General features: G+C 67.4%; 17 protein-coding genes. 9 read left to right on the forward strand and 8 right to left on the reverse strand.

All coding sequences use genetic code 11. The features are described from left to right. A complete protein-coding gene (gene aztB, locus M1D40_RS09185) occupies window positions 1-900 on the reverse strand; it encodes a zinc ABC transporter permease AztB (protein WP_461168632.1) in 900 nt (299 codons plus the stop codon). Window positions 901-936: 36 nt separating this feature from the next. Between aztB and aztA the strand changes: the two genes are divergently transcribed. From aztA to M1D40_RS09200, 3 genes are all read left to right on the forward strand, one after another. Continuing rightward, window positions 937-1,671 carry a zinc ABC transporter ATP-binding protein AztA gene (gene aztA, locus M1D40_RS09190; RefSeq protein WP_461168633.1) on the forward strand — a complete coding sequence of 245 codons (735 nt, stop codon included), beginning with the start codon at window positions 937-939 and terminating at the stop codon, window positions 1,669-1,671. Window positions 1,672-1,740: 69 nt separating this feature from the next. After that, the gene (gene nhaA / locus M1D40_RS09195; RefSeq protein WP_461168634.1) at window positions 1,741-3,123 is read left to right on the forward strand and encodes a Na+/H+ antiporter NhaA; all 1,383 of its coding nucleotides are present in this window, start codon (window positions 1,741-1,743) and stop codon (window positions 3,121-3,123) included. 145 nt (window positions 3,124-3,268) lie between these two features. Further along, complete coding sequence (locus M1D40_RS09200; RefSeq protein WP_461168635.1) at window positions 3,269-4,048, forward strand: glycosyltransferase family A protein; 780 nt, start codon at window positions 3,269-3,271, stop codon at window positions 4,046-4,048. Here M1D40_RS09200 and M1D40_RS09205 read toward each other — a convergent pair. Then, window positions 4,008-4,961 carry an alpha/beta fold hydrolase gene (locus tag M1D40_RS09205; protein ID WP_461168636.1) on the reverse strand — a complete coding sequence of 318 codons (954 nt, stop codon included), beginning with the start codon at window positions 4,959-4,961 and terminating at the stop codon, window positions 4,008-4,010. The genes M1D40_RS09200 and M1D40_RS09205 overlap by 41 nt on opposite strands. Before the next feature lie 134 nt (window positions 4,962-5,095). Between M1D40_RS09205 and M1D40_RS09210 the strand changes: the two genes are divergently transcribed. Next, on the forward strand, window positions 5,096-5,911 hold the full coding sequence (locus M1D40_RS09210) for a lysophospholipid acyltransferase family protein (RefSeq protein WP_461168637.1): 816 nt from the start codon (window positions 5,096-5,098) through the stop codon (window positions 5,909-5,911). Window positions 5,912-5,970: 59 nt separating this feature from the next. Here M1D40_RS09210 and M1D40_RS09215 read toward each other — a convergent pair whose 3' ends face one another. Beyond that, window positions 5,971-6,816 (reverse strand): alpha/beta fold hydrolase, encoded by an 846-nt coding sequence (locus M1D40_RS09215; protein WP_461168638.1) that lies wholly within the window; start codon window positions 6,814-6,816, stop codon window positions 5,971-5,973. 131 nt (window positions 6,817-6,947) lie between these two features. On the opposite strand from M1D40_RS09215, the gene M1D40_RS09220 reads away from it, so the two are divergent. Continuing rightward, window positions 6,948-7,556, forward strand: coding sequence for an ATPase (locus tag M1D40_RS09220; RefSeq protein ID WP_461168639.1), 609 nt, complete (start codon window positions 6,948-6,950; stop codon window positions 7,554-7,556). Here the strand turns inward: M1D40_RS09220 and M1D40_RS09225 are convergent. Further along, entirely contained in the window at window positions 7,553-9,181 is a 1,629-nt protein-coding gene (locus M1D40_RS09225) for an SLC13 family permease (protein WP_341393092.1), read from the reverse strand. The two genes, M1D40_RS09220 and M1D40_RS09225, sit on opposite strands and share 4 nt — an antisense overlap. A gap of 140 nt (window positions 9,182-9,321) precedes the next feature. Here M1D40_RS09225 and M1D40_RS09230 point away from each other — a divergent pair, with 140 nt between their 5' ends. Continuing rightward, window positions 9,322-10,239, forward strand: coding sequence for a LysR family transcriptional regulator (locus M1D40_RS09230; protein ID WP_461168640.1), 918 nt, complete (start codon window positions 9,322-9,324; stop codon window positions 10,237-10,239). A 133-nt stretch (window positions 10,240-10,372) separates the two neighbouring features. Next, window positions 10,373-11,497 carry a tartrate dehydrogenase gene (locus M1D40_RS09235; protein WP_461168641.1) on the forward strand — a complete coding sequence of 375 codons (1,125 nt, stop codon included), beginning with the start codon at window positions 10,373-10,375 and terminating at the stop codon, window positions 11,495-11,497. Between the two features lies 1 nt (window position 11,498). Here M1D40_RS09235 and M1D40_RS09240 read toward each other — a convergent pair whose 3' ends face one another. After that, entirely contained in the window at window positions 11,499-12,575 is a 1,077-nt protein-coding gene (locus M1D40_RS09240; RefSeq protein WP_461168642.1) for a tartrate dehydrogenase, read from the reverse strand. 153 nt (window positions 12,576-12,728) lie between these two features. On the opposite strand from M1D40_RS09240, the gene M1D40_RS09245 reads away from it, so the two are divergent. Together M1D40_RS09245 and M1D40_RS09250 are read left to right on the forward strand one after the other, a co-directional pair. Beyond that, window positions 12,729-13,409 (forward strand): ABC transporter ATP-binding protein, encoded by a 681-nt coding sequence (locus M1D40_RS09245; RefSeq protein ID WP_461168643.1) that lies wholly within the window; start codon window positions 12,729-12,731, stop codon window positions 13,407-13,409. A 27-nt stretch (window positions 13,410-13,436) separates the two neighbouring features. Further along, on the forward strand, window positions 13,437-14,969 hold the full coding sequence (locus M1D40_RS09250) for a DUF6297 family protein (protein ID WP_461168644.1): 1,533 nt from the start codon (window positions 13,437-13,439) through the stop codon (window positions 14,967-14,969). Window positions 14,970-15,130: 161 nt separating this feature from the next. Here M1D40_RS09250 and M1D40_RS09255 read toward each other — a convergent pair whose 3' ends face one another. Genes M1D40_RS09255 through M1D40_RS09265 form a run of 3 tightly spaced genes read right to left on the reverse strand, consistent with a single transcriptional unit; the run spans window position 15,131 to window position 17,708 of the window. Next, window positions 15,131-15,904, reverse strand: coding sequence for a phosphotransferase (locus M1D40_RS09255; RefSeq protein WP_461168645.1), 774 nt, complete (start codon window positions 15,902-15,904; stop codon window positions 15,131-15,133). A 59-nt stretch (window positions 15,905-15,963) separates the two neighbouring features. Then, entirely contained in the window at window positions 15,964-16,956 is a 993-nt protein-coding gene (locus M1D40_RS09260; RefSeq protein WP_461171039.1) for a DMT family transporter, read from the reverse strand. 17 nt (window positions 16,957-16,973) lie between these two features. Further along, on the reverse strand, window positions 16,974-17,708 hold the full coding sequence (locus tag M1D40_RS09265) for an AAA family ATPase (protein WP_461168646.1): 735 nt from the start codon (window positions 17,706-17,708) through the stop codon (window positions 16,974-16,976). Window positions 17,709-17,735 lie beyond the last annotated feature (27 nt).

A 17,735-nucleotide genomic window follows, 5' to 3' on the forward strand; every position in this document is an offset into this window, starting at 1 on the left:
TTAGCTCCTTGTGCTGGGGGAAAGGCGGGACGTATCGGCGGACAGGGCCGGACGGCGTGAACGGCGGCAACGGGAACGGCGACGCACCCCGTGTAGCAGCGGCTGCAGTGCGCAGGCGAGAAAGAACACCAGGACGGCGACGGCGGTGATGGTCGCCCCGGCGGCCGTGGCGGCATGCCAGGAGATCAGGAGGCCGGCGGCAACGCTGAAGGATCCGACGGCGGCAGCTCCGAGCATCATGGCCGGCACGGTGCTGCTCCACAGCCGGGACGCTGCCGCGGGCGCAATCAGCAGCCCGAAGACCAGCAGGGTTCCGACCACCTGGAACGACGCCGAGATGGCGATGATCATCATGGCCATCAGGACCCCGTGGGCAAGCTTGGGGTGCAGGCCGAGCGTCGCGGCTTTCCGGGTGTCAAAGGCAGCGGCGGTAAAGGCCCGGTGGAATGCCGCGGCCAGAACGCAGGTAACCAGCAGTGCGGCTGCCAGGACAGCCAGGTCGCGGGGGCGCACTGCCAGGATGTCGCCGAAGAGAATGCCCGTCAGGTCCACGGCGAAGGACCCGGACCGGGAAATGATGATGACTCCCAGCGCCAGCATTCCGGCAAACAGCAGGCCGATCGCCGTGTCCTGGGACAAACGCCGGCTGCGGCCCGCTGCACTGATTCCGGCTGCCATGACAGCAGCGCTGGCGGCGGCGCCGAGCAGGGGGTTGAACCCCAGCAGGGCGGCGGCGGCCACGCCGGGGAGCATCCCGTGGGACATCGCATCGCCGAGGAACGCCATGCCGCGCAGGACGATCCAGGTGCCGGCCACGGCGCACAGCACAGCGGCCAGCAGTCCGGCGAGCAGGGCACGTTGGACAAATACGACCGCGAACGGTTCAAGCAACCAAGTCATCACGGATGAAACCCTACAATAGATAATGAGAATCAGTTGCAAGAAGGCAATCTGGTGGACTTCGGAGGCAGAAATATGCAGGCGTACACCCTTGAATCAGTGGCCTTCCGCTATCCGGGACGTGAGGTGTTCCGGGATCTGTCCATCACGATCGAGCGCGCGGCGCTGACCGCACTCGTGGGGGATAACGGGTCAGGGAAGTCAACCCTGCTGTCCCTGCTGGCAGGAGTCGGCAAGCCGCACGCCGGCCGCGTGCAGGCGCACCTGCCGGGCCGCCCGGCCCTGGTGGTGCAGCAGTCGGCGGCCGCAGGCGCGTTTCCGGTCACCGTTCGCGGTGCCGTGGCCATGGGCCGCTGGGGAAGGGCAGGGCTGGCGGGCCGGATGACCCGCAGCGACCGGCAGGCGGTGGAACGGGCAATGGAGCGAATGGATATCCGTTCCCTGGCGGCTGAACCGCTGGGGGAACTCTCCGGGGGTCAGCGGCAGCGGGCGCTGGTGGCCCAGGGGCTGGCACAGGAAGCGCAGGTCCTCCTCCTTGATGAGCCGGACGCGGGCTTGGACGAGCACGCACGGGAGCTGATCGGCCAGGCACTGCAGGCCGAAGCGGCACGGGGAGTGACGGTAGTCGAAGCCACCCATGACCTCGCGAGGGCACGGGCTGCACAGCACTGTGTTCTGCTGGCCGGCGGCCGGGCAACAGCGCACGGGGTGCCGGGGGACCCACTGCCGGACAGCGGTAACGGGTTCGAACAGAGGCTGAATTTCCCGTAAGGTGGAACGAAGGTGCGCCGGGAAGTCTGGTCGGCAATAACATTGTCGACCGCTTTTTCAGGAGTCCCCGTGCAGCACCCCAACAACTCTCCGGAACCCGCTTCCGCCCCCAGCGACCGCCCCCGCCTTTTCAGCCGGGGAAGTTACAGCGAGAAACTCCGGATTGGCGAAATCCTGCGCAAGGAGACCGTCGGAGGCCTGCTGCTGGTGGCAGCGGCAGTGATCGCCCTGGTCTGGGCCAACTCACCGCTTTCCGACAGCTACTTCGCCCTGCGGGACTTCGAGATCGGCTACGAGCCCTGGCATCTGCAGCTAAGCCTGGGCGCCTGGGCCGCAGACGGCCTGCTCGCCGTCTTCTTCTTCCTGGTGGGCCTGGAGCTCAAACGTGAGTTCGTGGCCGGTGACCTGCGGAACGTCAGCAAGGCCATTGTTCCGGTGGCCGCTGCTGTCGGCGGCGTCGTGGTCCCCGCAGCCATTTATGCGGTCATCAACCTGAGCAGCCCGGAAACCCTCAACGGGTGGGCCATCCCCACAGCCACCGACATCGCCTTTGCCGTGGCTGTCCTCGCGATCATCGGCTCCCACCTGCCGTCCGCCCTGCGGATCTTCCTGCTGACCCTTGCAGTGGTCGATGACCTGCTGGCGATCACGATCATTGCCGTCTTCTACACCGAGGACCTTCAGCTCACGCCCCTGTTGCTGGCCCTGGCCGGGCTTGCCGTCTACACCTTCCTCGCCCAGAAATACCGCCGCTTCTTCGGACTGAAGGCCTCCGCCGCCTGGTTCATCCTGCTGCCGATCGGCGTCGTCGTCTGGGCCCTGGTGCACGCCTCCGGAATCCACGCCACCGTTGCCGGAGTGCTGCTGGGCTTCGCGGTTCCCGTGATCCGCAGCAAAGCCAGCGGCGGGCCCGAGGCCGGCCCCGGCCTCTCCGAGATTTTCGAACACCGCTTCCGCCCCCTGTCCGCCGGTTTTGCGGTTCCCGTTTTTGCCTTCTTCTCGGCCGGCGTTGCGGTGGGCGGCTGGGACGGTTTTGTCTCCTCGCTGACCGATCCCATTTCCGTCGGCATCATCGCCGGCCTGGTGCTGGGCAAGCCGATCGGCATCCTCGCAACCACCTGGCTGCTGACCAAGGTGACCCGTGCCTCCCTGGATGCCTCGTTCAAGTGGATCGACCTCTTCGGCGTCGCGTTGCTGGCCGGAATCGGCTTTACCGTTTCTCTGCTGGTCGCGGACCTGAGCTTCGGCCTCGACACGCTGGCCAATGACCACGCCAAGGTGGGAATCCTGACGGCCTCGATCCTGGCCGCGCTGCTGGCAGCGGTGGTTCTGTCCCGCCGCAACCGCCATTACCGTGCGGTTGAGGAGGAGGAGAACATCGACGACGACGGCGACGGTATTCCCGACGTGTATCAGCAGTCCAAGACGGTGCATTCTCCCCGCCACGACTAAGCCGGGCGGGCTAACGCGGTCCGGCTTATCCGGTCCGGCAATTTACCGGGGAAACTGATTCCGCCGGGTAAATTGCCGGGCCCGTTCCGCACCGCGGCCGCTGTCATGGCCACGTCCGGCCGCGCGCCGCTACAGTCATGACACCATGCCAACAATCTCGGTGGTTATCCCGTCCCGGAACGATGCGCCGATGCTCGCTGCCTGCCTGGCGGCGCTCGGGCGCCAGACCCGGCCCCCGGATGAAGTAGTGGTGGTGGACAACGGCAGCACCGACGACACCGCCGCGGTGTGTTCAGCGGCGGGGGTGCGCCGCATCTCCCTGGACGTTCCGGGAATCACCGGGGCAACCGCCGCCGGGTTCGATGCCGCCACCGGCCGGATCCTGGCCCGGCTTGATGCGGACTCGGTTCCGCCGCCGGACTGGCTTGAGCGGGTGGAACGGCTGCTGGCGGCAGCGGGCCCGCTGACGGCGGTGACCGGTCCGGGTGACTTCTACGGAGCCAACCGCCTTATTTGCTGGATCGCCCGGAACATCTATATCGGTGGCTACATCAGGGTGGTCGGACTGCTGCTGGGCCATCCGCCGCTGTTCGGGTCCAATTTCGCTATGCCTGCGGACATGTGGGCCGCCCTTCGGGGCCGTGTCCACCGGGACCGGCCCGAACTGCACGATGACCTGGAGCTGAGTTATCAGATCCGCGCCGACATGTCTGTGGTTTACGACCCGCGGCTGCGCGTAGGCGTATCGGCCCGCCCGTTCTACAGCTGGCGGGGGTTGGGCAGCCGGGTGGTGCGCGCGTATCAGACGTTCGACGTCGATTTTCGGGCTGAGCCTCCCGGACGCCGGCTCCGCGAGCGGTACCGCATGCGGGCCGGGCGCAGGCTCAGCCCGCCGCCGCATACAGCGCCAAAAGATCCCGGCTGAGCTGGTGCGGGGCATCCTCACACGGCGCGTGTCCCGTTCCGTAGACAGCGAAACGCGCGCCGATCGAATCGGCAAAGGCCTGGTGCAGGTGCAGCGGCCACACATCAGCGCGCCCCACAGCCACCAGCTTGGGCTGCGGCGCCGCTGCAAGGACGCCGCGCAGGTCAGGGGACTGCTTCATGAGGGCAACGATGTCCTGCAGCGACTGCTTCCTCGTGTACTCGAACCGGTGGCGGATGAACCGCATGCGCGACTCGGGTGTGTGGACAAAGTTGCGGCGGATGCCCCACACGATTAGCCCGGCGTGCATCTTGTCGTTGACCAGGGGACTGAACCGGCCCACCCGGCTGACAGTCCTGAAGCTCTGTCCCGGAACCGGCGGGCAGCTGAGCAGACACAGTGACCGGAACAGCTCGGGGCGTTCCGCAAAGGCAATTTGGGCGACGATTCCCGCAAAGGAGTAGCCCAGCACGTGCGCGGCACCGCCCAGGGATTCCAGGACCGCGAGCAGGTCATTGACGAACAGCTCGTATCCGTAGCGGGTCTGCGGGGGCGTCAGCTGCTCCGGGCCCGCCGCCGCTGACTCGTACTGCCCTGCCATGTCGAAGCTGAGGACGTAATAGCCCGCAGCCGCCAGGACGGGCATCATCAGCGAAAAGTCCTCCTTGGAGCCCATCACTCCCGGGACAAGAACAACCGGCGGATCCGTTTCCACGCCCATGGTGCGCAGCGCCAGCGCTCCGCTGGGTGCGGGAAACCACCCGGGGCGAGAACCTTCCGGAGGCCTCTCCCAGTCTGTTTCGCCCAAGCCCGCATCAAGGGCTTCCGCCTCATCCGCAGCCCCGGGCACGGCCGGCACGGCCGGTGACGGACCGCCGCCGTTGCGGGCCCGGGCCAGGATTCGCCATGCCATATCCCACCCTAACCGCGTGGGGTGCCAGCGGGGCCAGAGCACGGCCCAAAAGGGGCCGCCGGCGTGCATACCCGGTTCCACTGACGGCCCGGCTACCGGATAGAATCGAGTTCCGCCGGATACGAATACAGGAGATGACGTTGAAGTTTCGCCCCAACAAGTACGTCTACCGCAGCATCGTCCTGACGGGTGCGCTGTCGATCAAGCTGTTCCGGGTCCCCGTCCTTCCATCCGGCCTGGAGAATCTTCCGGGCAACGAAGAGATCTCCGGCCTGGACCGCAAAGTGGTGCCGGGCAAGGGAGCCGTCGTGGCGATCACCCACTTCGGCTATCTCGACTTCGTGTTTGCCGAGTACCTGGTCTGGCGGAAGCTCAAGGCCCACATGCGGTTCCTGGTCACCAAGAAGGCCGCCCGGAAACCGTTCGTGAAGGCCGTCTGCGAGATGTGCGAGCACATCATCGTGGACCGGTCCGACGGCGCCGCGGCCTACGCCGAATCGGTGGAGGCCCTGCGGCGCGGAGAATACCTTGCGGTTCTGCCCGAGGCCGGTGTGAGCCGCAGCTTCAGCGTCCGCAAGCTCAAGACCGGAGCCGTCCGCATGGCTGCCGAAGCCGGCGTGCCGATTATTCCGGTTTCCGTCTGGGGCGCACACCGTATGCTCACCCGCGGCGGTCACGGCCTGAGCGTGAAGTCCCTCTGGAAGACACCGGTCCGCATCCATGTCAGCCCCATGATCCGGGTTGAACCGGATGCGTCGGTGGTGGAAGAGACGGAACGGCTGCAGAAAACCCTGCAGGCGGGCATGGATCACTGCATGGACACCTACCAGGAGACCCCCGAGCCGGGCGCGTGGTGGATGCCGGTCAGCCGCGGCGGCAGCGCCATGACGGTGGAGGAACAGCTAATCCTGGACGAGAAGGACCGCGAAAAGTACAAGATCACCGGCTAGCACAAGACCTTGTGCCCGGCTGCGGCGGCCGGAGCGCAGCCGCGGGCGGGCATCCCGGCTCAGGAGCTCTGGAGGAAGTCCAGCAGTGCCGCATTAACCTCGTCCGCGTGCGTCCACAGCAGACCGTGCGGCGCGCCTTCGACCTCAAGGTACCGGGCATCCGGCAGTGCCGCGGCAAATGGCCTTCCGGTGGAGTCGATGGGCAGGATGTTGTCGGCGGTTCCGTGCAGGATCAGCACCGGAACCCCCGACTCCCGCACCTTCGCGACATCGGCGCGGAAGTCCGTGAGCCAGGACGGCACTACGGAATAGGCAGCGATCGGGGCGCTGCGGGCGGCGACGTTCCAGCTTCCGCGCACCGCCTCCTCGCTGATCCGCTTTCCCAGGTTTTCCGGAAGGTTGTAGAAATCGGAAAAGAAGCTGGTGAACCAGGCGTAGCGGTCGGCCTGCGCTGCGGCGGCAATCCCCTCAAAGACCTCTGCGGGAACCCCCGCCGGATTGTCGCCGGTCTGCAGCAGGAACGGTTCCAGCGAGGCAAGGAACGCCAACCGGCTGATGCGCTCCGTTCCGTGCCGGCCCACGTAGCGGGCAAGCTCCCCGGTGCCCATGGAGAAGCCAACCAGTACGACGTCGCGCAGGTTCAGTTCGGTAAGGATGACATTCAGGTCATCGGCAAACGTGTCATAGTCGTACCCCGAGGCAGGATGGCCTGAAGATCCAAACCCGCGCCGGTCATAAGTAATCACCCGGTAGCCGCCGCCGAGCAGGGCCCGGGTTTGCCGTTCCCAGGAATCCCCGTCCAGGGGATAGCCGTGGATCAGCAGGACCGGCTGGCCGGCCCCGTGGTCCTCATAGTGAAGCTCAACAGTTCCGGAATTTTCGGTGCCTACAGCGATGCGGGGCATGGCTTTTCCTCTCAGCAGGTACGGTTGGTGCACTTCACACCAGAAGTCTGGTGAGATTCTTGCGGCGGGGCAGGCTGAGCACAAGGGCGGCGCCCTGTGCAGGCAGGCGGGGGACGGGGACGGGGAACCTATTGGACGGCAGCGAAAGTACGGGCGGCAGCGGAGGATCGGCCGAAGGGACGGAGACCGAAACACCGGCAGAGGTGCTTTTCATCGGCGGCCCCTCCGGGGTGGGCAAAACCAGTGCGGCACTGGAGCTGCACGCTCTGCTCACGGCCCTGGACGTGCGGCACGCCGTCATCGAGGGTGACAACCTCGATTTGGCCCACCCGGCACCCTGGCAGCACCCCTCGCCATGGAAGCACGGCCTGGCGGCACAGAATCTGGCCGCCCTGTGGCAGAACTACCGCGCTTTGGGCTATCGCCGCCTGGTCTACACAAACACCGCGTCGGTCCGCGAAACGGCCGAGCTGGCGGCGGCCATGGGCGATAGCCCCCGCGTTCATGCCGTGCTGCTGCAAGGTTCGGAGCGCTCGGTCCGGTCCCGGCTCTCCCGGCGCGAATCCGGACCATCCCTGGCACAGCATGTGTCGCGGAGCCGGGCAGCTGCAGCAGCACTTGACCTGCACACCCCGGACTGGGTCCACCGGCTTCCCACTGACGGCCGCACGGCCGCGGACGTCGCCGCCCGGCTCCTGGCGCTGACCCGCTGGGCAGTTCGCCAGGACCCGAGCCTCTAGCCGCCGATCCCGACCACGGCGATCATGACCGGGACAATGGTGATGATCAGGGCGGCACCGAGGATATCGAAGAACAGGCCGGTGCGGATCATCCGAGTGATGGGCACGGCGCCGGTTCCGTAGACAATGGCGTTCTGCGGGGTGGAGACGGGAAGCATGAATCCGAAGGACGCCGCGAAGGTGGCGGCCAGTGCGGGCACGAAGGGATCGACGCCGATGGCCTGGCAGAGGGGGATCACGATCGGAACAATCACCGCAGCGGACGCCGTGTTGGAGGTGGTTTCCGAGATCAGGATGGCAAGGATGGCCGAGAAGACGGTGATGGCCACGATGTTGGTGATGTTCAGGTTCTCCGAAGCACCCTGGCCAATGGTTTCCGCAAGCCCGGTCTCCGCCAGCAGGGCACCGAAGATAATGCCGGTTCCAAAGAGCAGGATGGTGCCCCAGTCGATCTTCGCTGCGTCGGACCACGTCAGGGTGGCCTGCCGCTGCTTCCAATTGACCGGAAGGATGAACAGCAGGGACGCACCCAGCACGGCCACGATTCCCTCGTCGAGGCGGTCGTCGAGGAAGATGTAGGCCTCGGACTCCGTTCCCCCGATGAGGCTGGCCACGGCGGGGGCCAGCCACAGCGTCACCGTCACCCCGAACGCAATGAGCGTGTTGATCTCGGCCCGGGACATCCGGCCCTGTTCAGCCCGGCGTTCCCGCACGTACTCTTCCACGCCTTCGATGCGGCGGATCTCCGGCTTGTTCAGCAGCAGCATGACCAGGGCCAGGACCAGGAACATGGCGAGGCAGACGGGAGCGGCAATGGCCATCCACTGGGCAAAGGAAATGCGCACGCCGGTGGCTTCCTCGATCAGGCCGCGGCCGATCAGGTTGGGCGGTGACCCGACCGGGGTGAGGAGGCCGCCCACACTCGCCCCGTAGGCCAGCATCAGCAGCAGCGCCGCGCCGATCCTCATCCGCAGCGGGTCAAAGTCGGCTTTGACGACCCCGCGGTCCTGCATCAGCTGGGCAATGACCACCAGTACGCCCAGGGCCGTGGGCATCAGCATGGCAACGGTGGCGGTGTTGGATACAAACGCCGACAGCAGGCAGGTGATGACGCCGAAAGCTATCACCACCCGGTACGTGGATTTGCCCACGCCCGGCAGGGACAGGACCGCAAAGGCGAGCCGCTGCGCTATGCCGTGCTTCAGCATGGCCTGGGCAAGGATGAAGGCACCGATGAAGGTGAAGATGGTGGTGGACCCGAACGGCGCCAGGACTGCGCTGGCGGGGGCGACGCCGAGAATGACGATGGCGGCGACGCCGATCAGCCCGCCGATGGGGATGGGGACCGGTTCGCAGATCCACAGGATAATCACGCCCAGCAGGATGGCGGCCAGCATATGCTGCTGCGGGTCAAGGTTCAGGGGGAGAAGGGCGAAGACGACGGCGACGGCGGGGGCCAGGAACAGGCCGATCGTTTGCCGCGCCCGTTCGAATTTCTCCTCCCGGGGGGAGAGTGTCTGCTCACTCAGGCTGCGGAAGGTGGTCCCGCCCAGGAGTGCCGCGCGGACGTCGGTGCGTTGAGGTGAGCCCGAGTCTTCGGTTGGAGCCGGCTGCTGCGTGTACACAATCCTGGTCCTTCCTCGTTGAATGCGTTCACTATGCAGCAGCGCCTTGTGCCGCGTCCACAACCTGTTGTCTACTCACCCATAGGAAATACCAATACGCGGCGGCCGCGCCCCGTATGCCCGAATGCAAGGGAGCCTTCGTGGACGTCAGGCACCTGAAGTACTTCCTGGCCGTGGTGGACCATCAGGGATTCACCCGTGCTGCGGAACGGCTGCTGATTGCCCAGCCCTCGCTGTCGCAGACGATCAAGGCCCTGGAACGGGATCTTGGGGTGCCGCTTTTCCACCGGGTGGGACGCAACGTAGTCCTCAGCGAGGCCGGACGGGAGCTGGTGGGCCCGGCCCGCGTCGTCGTCCGCGACCTGGATGCCGCACGTGCAGCCATCGACGAGCTCAAGGGCCTGCGCCGGGGCCGGCTGGACGTCATTGCCATGCCCTCACCCGCCATTGAGCCGCTGACCTCCATCATCGGCTCCTACGCCCGGACCAACCCCACGGTCACGGTCAGCATTTCCGCTGCCTTCACCCGCGACGAGGTCGTGGCCGCCGTCCGCGACGGCAGTTCCGAAATCGGGCTGCTGGGCTCCGACCGGCCGTTCCGCGCTGCCGACATTGACGTGGTGCACCTTGGCCGGCAGCCGCTCATGCTGGTCCTCAACCCGGCGGCGGAGCTCCGGGGAACAGGCGAGGAAGCCGATGCGGTTATCCGGTGGGAAGAGCTGTCCGGGCACCGCGTCATTGCTTCCCAGCGGGGATCGCTGATGCGTTGGGCGGTGGACGAAGCCCTGGCCGGCGGCGTGGACATGGAAATCGCCGTGGAAGTGGCTCACCGGACCTCGATCCTGCCCCTGGTCCTGGCCGGTATCGGCCACGCCGTCCTGCCGTCGGCATGGGTTCCGCTCGCGCGGCAGGCAGGGCTGCGGACAGCGCGGCTGGAACCCGAAACCAGTCTGCATATCTCGGCCCTGAGCCGCGCGGCCGAACTGACCCCGGCCGCCCGCGCATTTCTCGCCACTGCTGCCGGACTGAGCCGGGTTCCCGCCGCTGCCCACGGATAGAGAACTCCTATGCGTTGCATGTTTTTTGCGTCTTGGACGCCACCGGCCTTCAGCCTGTGTAGTGAGCAGGGCGCACACCGCATTCACCGCACGCCGTCGGGGAGCTGCGTGCCGCCGGAAAAGGGGAACAGGCATGCCTGAGCGGAAGATCTACCGGATCGCGTCCATACCGGCCGACGGGGTGGGGAAAGAAGTCATTGCGGCAGGCCGGCAGGTGCTGGATGCGCTGGCGGAGTTATCGCCGGCGGCCGCGGGCGGAGACGGCCCCTTCGGCTTTGACTGGACGGACTTTCCGTGGGGATCGGAATACTATGCCGAACACGGAGTCATGATGGACCCGGACGGGCTGGAGCAGCTGCGCAGCTATGACGCCATCTACTTCGGAGCGGTGGGCTGGAAAAACGTCCCGGATCACGTGAGCCTGTGGGGGCTGCGGCTGAATATCACGCAGAATTTTGACCAGTGGGCCAATGTACGGCCCGTCCGTTTCCTGCCCGGCATCGAATCCCCGCTGCGCAAGGCCGACCGGACTGCCCTGGACTGGGTGGTGGTGCGGGAGAACAGCGAGGGTGAATATGCCGGGCTCGGCGGCCGCAACCTTTCAGGCCGCGGCCCGGGCAATGAAGTGGCGGTCCAGACAGCATTGTTCACTGAAAAGGGCTGCGAGCGCATCATCCGGTTTGCCTTCGATCTGGCCCGCACGCGCGCTGTCCGGAAGGTCTCCAGCGTCACCAAGTCCAACGCGCAGCAGTACGGGTCGGTGCTGTGGGACGACGTGTTCAAGCGCGTCTCCGCCGACTACCCGGATGTACAGACCGAAAGCGTGCTGGTGGACGCCATGAGCGCCAAATTCGTGCTGCACCCGGAAGACCTCTCGGTAGTGGTTGCCTCCAACCTGTTCGCCGACATCCTCTCCGATTTGGGCTCCGCGCTCGCCGGCAGCCTGGGCCTGGCCGCCAGCGCGAACCTCAACCCCGAACGCAGGTTTCCGTCCATGTTTGAACCCGTCCACGGCTCCGCGCCGGACATCGCCGGAGCAGGAATCTGCAACCCGGTCGGTGCCATTGCCAGCGCCGCCCTGATGCTGGATCACCTGGGTCTGCCGGCCGCCGCCCACCGCCTGGAAAGCGCCGTCGAATCCGTCACTGCAGCCGGCTGCCGGACCCGCGACGTCGGCGGGACAGCCGGCACCCGGGAGGTGGCTGATGCCGTGGTCGAAGCGCTGAAACTGTCCTCCGTGCCTCTTCAGGCCCCGTAGGTCAGGCCCCGCCGGAACCGATCCGGGCCAGGATCTCCCGGGTGAATTCCTCGGTGCCGGCCGTTCCGCCCAGATCCCGGGTCCGGACCGGAGAGTGGGCCAGGACACCGAACACAGCTTCGAGGATCTCGGCGCCTGCCTCCGGGTGGCCCAGGTGGTCCAGCATCATGGAGGCGGACCAGATCGCGCCCAGCGGGTTGGCGACGCCCTGGCCGAAGATGTCCGGGGCGGATCCGTGCACCGGCTCGAACATCGACGGGTACTCCCGCTCCGGGTTGAGGTTGGCCGACGGCGCGATGCCGATGCTGCCGGCAATCGCCGCCGCAAGGTCGCTGAGGATGTCACCAAAGAGGTTGGAGCCCACGATGACGTCAAAGCGGGACGGGTTCAGGACCACTTTCGCGGCCAACGCGTCAATGTGCTCCGAGTCCCACGCCACGCCCGGGTAGTCCGCGGCGCGTTCGCGCACCAGTTCGTCCCAGAACGGCATGGTGTGGATGATGCCGTTGGACTTGGTTGCCGAGGTCAGGACGCCCCGGCGCTGTCCCGCCAGATCAAAGGCATAGTCCAGGATTCGGGTAACGCCCTCCCTGGTAAACACCGATTCCTGGATGGCCATCTCGGACGGCAGCCCGCGGTTGAGGCGGCCGCCGATCTCCGAATACTCGCCCTCGTTGTTTTCGCGGACCACCACAAAATCGACCCCGGGATCGGTCAGTTCCTGCCGCAGCGGGCTGGGCACACCCTGCAGGACCTTGATGGGGCGCAAATTAACGTACTGGCGGAACTCGCGCCGGATGGGAATCAGCAATCCCCACAGGCTGATGTGGTCCGGCACCCCGGGCCAGCCTACGGCTCCCAGCAGGATGGAATCGTGCCCCCGGATGGAGTCCAGACCGTCCTCCGGCATCATCGCGCCCTTCTCGAGGTAACGGCGGCAGGACCAGTCAAATTCGTCGTAGGTCAGGCTGATCCCGTGGCGCGGTGCCACGGCATCGAGCACGGCCCGGGCGGGCGGGAGGACTTCGTGGCCGATTCCGTCACCGGGGATCAGGGCAATGCGGTAGCTCTTCGTCATGCTGCCATCCCACGGTAACGCGCCCGCAAAGTCAAAGGGCGGGCAGCGGCGGTGCGGCCGGCCCCGGCGGAAGCTCCTGCGGTAGATTCTCAGTCCATGAGCACTATGGGGGCAGCGGCTAACAGGGGAAGGCCCGGGCCGGGGGCTGTACCCGTGTCCGGCGCCGTCCTGGAAATGACGGAGCTGAGCGTCGGCTACGGCGGCAGCGCCGTCTGCGGAAACGTCACGGCATCGCTTTTCCCGGGTTCCGTTCTGGGAGTGGTCGGGTTCAACGGGGCGGGCAAGTCAACGGTTGCCCGAACGGCCGCGGGCCAGCTGCTGCCGTTGTCCGGGGAGGTCCGTGCCTTTGGGCTGCCGGTGAATGAGGACAGTCTTCCCTTCCGGCGGCGGACCGCTGCGGTTTTTGACGAAGACGTGTTCTTTCCGGCCCTGAGTGCCCGCGAGCACCTGCTGCTGGTCGCGCGCGGCCACGGTGTTTCCGCGCCGGAGGACGCCGTTGACCGTGAACTGGACTTCTTTGCCCTGCAGGAACGCGCCGACGCCGTCCCGGACGTGCTGTCTTCGGGCCAGCGGCGCCGGCTGCTGCTGGCTGCGGCCTTCATCCGGCCTTCCTCGCTGCTGCTGCTGGATGAGCCTGAACAACGCCTGGACCCGGTCATGCGGGACCGGCTCGGCTCCCGGATCCGGGAGTTCGCCGGTGCCGGCGGAGCCGTGTTCCTCGTGACGCACGATCCGGGGCTGCTGCGCCGCACGGCGGACCATTGCCTGCTGATTGCCGAGCAGGTGCAGGAGCTGACGCCTGAACGCGCGGCTTCAGATATTGCCGGGCGGTAGGAAGCTGTGACAGCAGAAAAGCACATCATGCCCGATGGGGACTATGGCCCTGCGGGGCACTTCAACCCGGTGCGCTTTACCCGGTCAGCATCCCGGTCCCACCGGCGCCGGCACGTTCGGGTGCGGGATGTCCTGGTGGATCTGTATACGGCGGCGCTGGCTGCCGCCCTTGCAGCTGTCCTCGCAGGGTCGCTGATGGTCTATTTCCGGGAGCAGCTGCTCCTTGCCGCCGCCGCCCCGGGGCGCACCCTGGCCGACCAGCGGTGGTTAGTCCTTCCCCAGGACCTGGTGCTCTACGGTGCATCGGCCGCGGCCCTTGCCGCCGTCGCCGTACTGGCGCGCCGGCTGGGGCCGGTCAGCATTGCGCGTGCGGAGGGACACTGGTGGCTGCCCCTGCCCTTGAAACGCCGGCCCATGGTGGTGCGGGGAATACTGGGCCGAACCCTACTCACGGCGGGAGGAGGAGCACTCCTGCAGCTGGCGGTATCCTTCACTGCCCGCCCCGGACCGGGAAACCCCTGGACCGCGGACAGGCTAGCCGGTGCCGCGGCGTTCGGACTGGCCGCAGCCGTGATGCTGCTCCTGGCAGCACTGCGCCAGGCAAGCAGGTCCGGCCGGTCCCGCCCTGCGGCAGCACTCATGCTGCCGGCCGCCGCAGTGCTGGCGTTGCTTCCGGAAGCGGCAGCGGCCGGTTACCGGTGGTCGCCCGCGCTCGCCGCAGCCGCTGCGGCGTCCTTGTCGCTGCTGCTCCGGAACCGGCTTGAGCATATTCCCGGCGCCGAGCTGGTGCGCGGCGGTGCCGTGTCGGGGCATGCCGGTGCCGCCGTGTACTTCATGGACGTCAACGAGCTCAGCCGGGCCCTGGCCGCCCCCGGAAAACCATCAGCAGCGGTCCGCGGCCGGAAGTTCTTCCACCGTCCCGGGGCGGGGCCTTTCGTGGCACTGCTCCGCGCAGACCTGATTGCCTTCCTGCGGCTGCCGGGCGTCTGGGTCCTGCCCGCGGCCTCGCTGCTGGTGTGCGCCGTCGTCGTCCTGCTGGAGGGTGGGCTGCCGGTATACGCACAGCTCGCCGTGATCGCCGCGGCCGGATGCGCCTCGAGTTCCGCCGTGGGTGCTGTGGCACGGCAGACCGCACTCCTTGCCGGAATGGACCGGCTGCTGCCGCTGCCGCCCGCTGCGGTCCGCGGCAGCAGGATGCTCGCGCCCGCCCTTGCCATGGCCGCCTGGCTGGCGCTGCTCGGGGCGGGGTTGTCTGCGGTGGGAGCCGCGGACCCCGCAATCGCCGGTTTGGGAGCAGCAGCGGGGGCAGGCCTCGGCGCCGCAGCAGTGCGAGGGGGCTACCGGCAGGCACCCGATTGGTCCGTCCCGCCCGTCGACACACCCTTTGGACCGGTTCCGTCTGCCCAGCTGGGGGATTTGGGTCGCGGGCTCGACACGGCGTTTCTGGCTCTGTTTCCTTTCCTGCTGGCGGTGTTCCTGGGGCCGTCTCCGGCGCTGATGGTAGTGCAGGCCGCGGCTACAGCCTGCGCCGTCCTGGTGACCCTCTTATCCCGGCGGTAGGAAGTTATCCCGGGGGTAGGGGGGAGAGAAGGGGAAGCGGGGGAAGCCTCGCTACACGGCACCTCGTGCACGGCACCAGTCGTACACGATCCGGGCAGTATGCCGCCCGTGGGCGCGCAGGCGGGGGCTGGAGGGAACCTCGGGCTGGCTGCCCCAGTGGATCATGTAGTTGAGTAAACCGGCCAGGAAAGCGTCGATATGCCAGGCAGGATGTTATCCGGACGCAGGTCACCGTGCAGGACGGCGTCACCGGCCAGTGCCTCCGGGCAGAGATCGAGCAGCGCCTGGAAGTTCCCGGCCTCTTGGGCGCTCAAGCCGGGCAGGAACCACGGGGCGGGCTTTCCCTCCGCCACCGCCGGGAAGGATGAGGGTACGGCGGCGATGTCATCCGCCAGCGGATCGCCGGCGAGCTCCCGCGGGAAGTCCTTCAGGCTGCGGACGGTTTCGGCGCAGGACTGTTCCACTGCACTCAGATCCCTGTCCGTCCAGGGGTAGCCCGGCATGGTGCCGTCCACGGCCTCGTAAACCAGCAGCTGCCAGCCGGCGCCGTCCACTGCCAGGTGCTCGGCGGCGCGCAGCGCGGGAAGAGGCATACCCGGGGGCATGAACGGCAGCACCCGGGCCTCCCGCAGGTAGGACGGATAGATGAAGGCGTCCGACTCCGGTGCTGCCTTGGCGAAAATCCGGTCTCCGCCGGCATTCTCCAGCACAGCAGCGAAACCCGGCGTAAAACCGCCGCCGGCCGGCCGTACCCCGGTGACGCGGCCTCCGAGGTGCGCAGCGGCCCGTTCCTGCAGAGGGGTCGGCAACTCGGCCCAGGTTCGGCGGACTGCCGTGCGCCGGTAGTCGGGAACATCCGGAACGGCGGCAGCACGCAGCGGAACGGCGGCAGCACGCAGCGGAACGGCGGGGACTGAAGCGGAGTTGTGCGGCATCCGCACAGCCTAAGCCCAAGAGCCGGGATCGAGGGGAAGGACAACCCCCGGCCGGTTTCCTACCGGGGGCGTTCCGGGGTTGCGCGATTTCCTGGCCTGCGTCTCAGCGTCCCGGGTGACCCCGGGAGGGTCAGGACCAGGAGCCCGGCCAGGACAAGAGCTGCACCCGCCCAGCCGGCCGGCAGCAGGCGCTCGCCGACAATCACGACTGCGAGCGCCGCCGCAACCACGGGCTCCACCAGGGAAAGCGTGGTTGCCGTGCTGGGTAGGATTCGGGCCAGTCCCCGGCCGAAGAGCACATAGCCGGCGAACATCGGAACCAGCGCCATGTACAGTCCCACCGCCGCAGCGGGCCACGAGGCCAGCAGCGGGGCGCCGGTGGCCGCGAGTACCGGCATCAGCAGGAGACCGCCTAGGCCAAAGGTCGCACCCATCGCGGCGCGTGCCGGAATTCCGTGGTTCATCAGCCGGTGGGCTGTCCAGGAGTAGAGCGCATAGGTGGTTCCGGCAGCCAGTCCCAGCAGGACACCGGCGACGACGGCGCCGGGCTGGCGTGCGCCGTCGCCGCCCGTTGCCGCGGCCGCTTCCGCCGCACACAGCAGCACCGTCCCGGCGATTGCCGTGCCCGCTCCCGCGGCCCAGCGCAGGCTGAACCGGCGGCCGTCGGCGAATTGCTCAAGAACCGCCGAGGCCAGCGGAGCCGAGCCGATGCTGACCACTGTGCCCACCGTGACGCCGGCAAGGTGCATGGAGGAATAGAAGGCCAGCGGGTACACCGCTACGGCCGCCCCGCCGAGCAGCACCGCGGACCGGTGGCGGATGAGGGTCAGGCGGGCTGTCCGCAGCAGCGGCAAAGCCGTCAGGGCCTGGAGCAGTCCGCCGATTCCCATCGCCGCTGCTCCAATGGCGAGCGGGCCGACGTTCGGTGCGAAGGTGGCGGCGGTGCCGGTGGTGCCCCACAGCACGGAGGCCACAAGAACACACAGCGCTCCGGCGGCTGCGCCCGGGACGCCGGGACGTGCACCGGGTCTGCGGGAGGGCCGTTGCCTGATGCGGCTGGTTTTCGGCGTCACGGCGCGAGGATATGCCGCAGGTAACGGCGGGGCTCGTTCAGGTAGGATCTCCAGTTCGTTACCAGGTCCAGGTCCTCCCACTCACGGCGGGCTATCCCGTGAGCGCCCGTTTCATAGATGGTGGCCCCGGGAAGAGAGGCCAGCACGGGGGAGTGGGTGGCACACAGGATCTGTGATCCGTTGGCCGCGAGGTCATTGAGCACACGGATCAGGGCCAGGGTGGAGCTGAAGGACAGGGCTGCCTCGGGCTCGTCCAGGCAGTAAAACCCCCGGGTGTTGAGGTAGGTTTCCTCGAGGGCAAGGAAGGACTCGCCGTGGCTCATGGCGTGGAAGTCCCGGCCGCCGCCGAGCTGATCCTGGAAGGTGTAGTACCCGTGCATCGTTTCCGCCCGCAGGAAGAAACCCCATTTCGGAGCCCCGGGCTGCCGGGCAAGGGTGATCCAGTTACTCAGCGGAGACTCGGTGTGATGCGTGCTGTGCGCCGAATGCACCGTGCCGCCCTCTGGTCCGAGGCCGTAGGCCGCCGCGACCGCCTCGACCAGGGTGGATTTGCCGCTGCCGTTTTCGCCGACCAGGAATGTCACGCCGGCAGGAAGTTGAAGACCGGACTCCAGAATCGAGGCCACTGCAGGAACCGTCGCGGGCCAGCGGTCCGGCGGAACGTCGGCGTCCGGCCGCCGCCGGATTTCGCGGACAAGCCGCGGATCGTCAAAACCCTGGAAACGTGGCATCTCCCCATTCTGGCAGGCGGAGGACCG

Source organism: Arthrobacter sp. Z1-15, assembly GCF_054792395.1.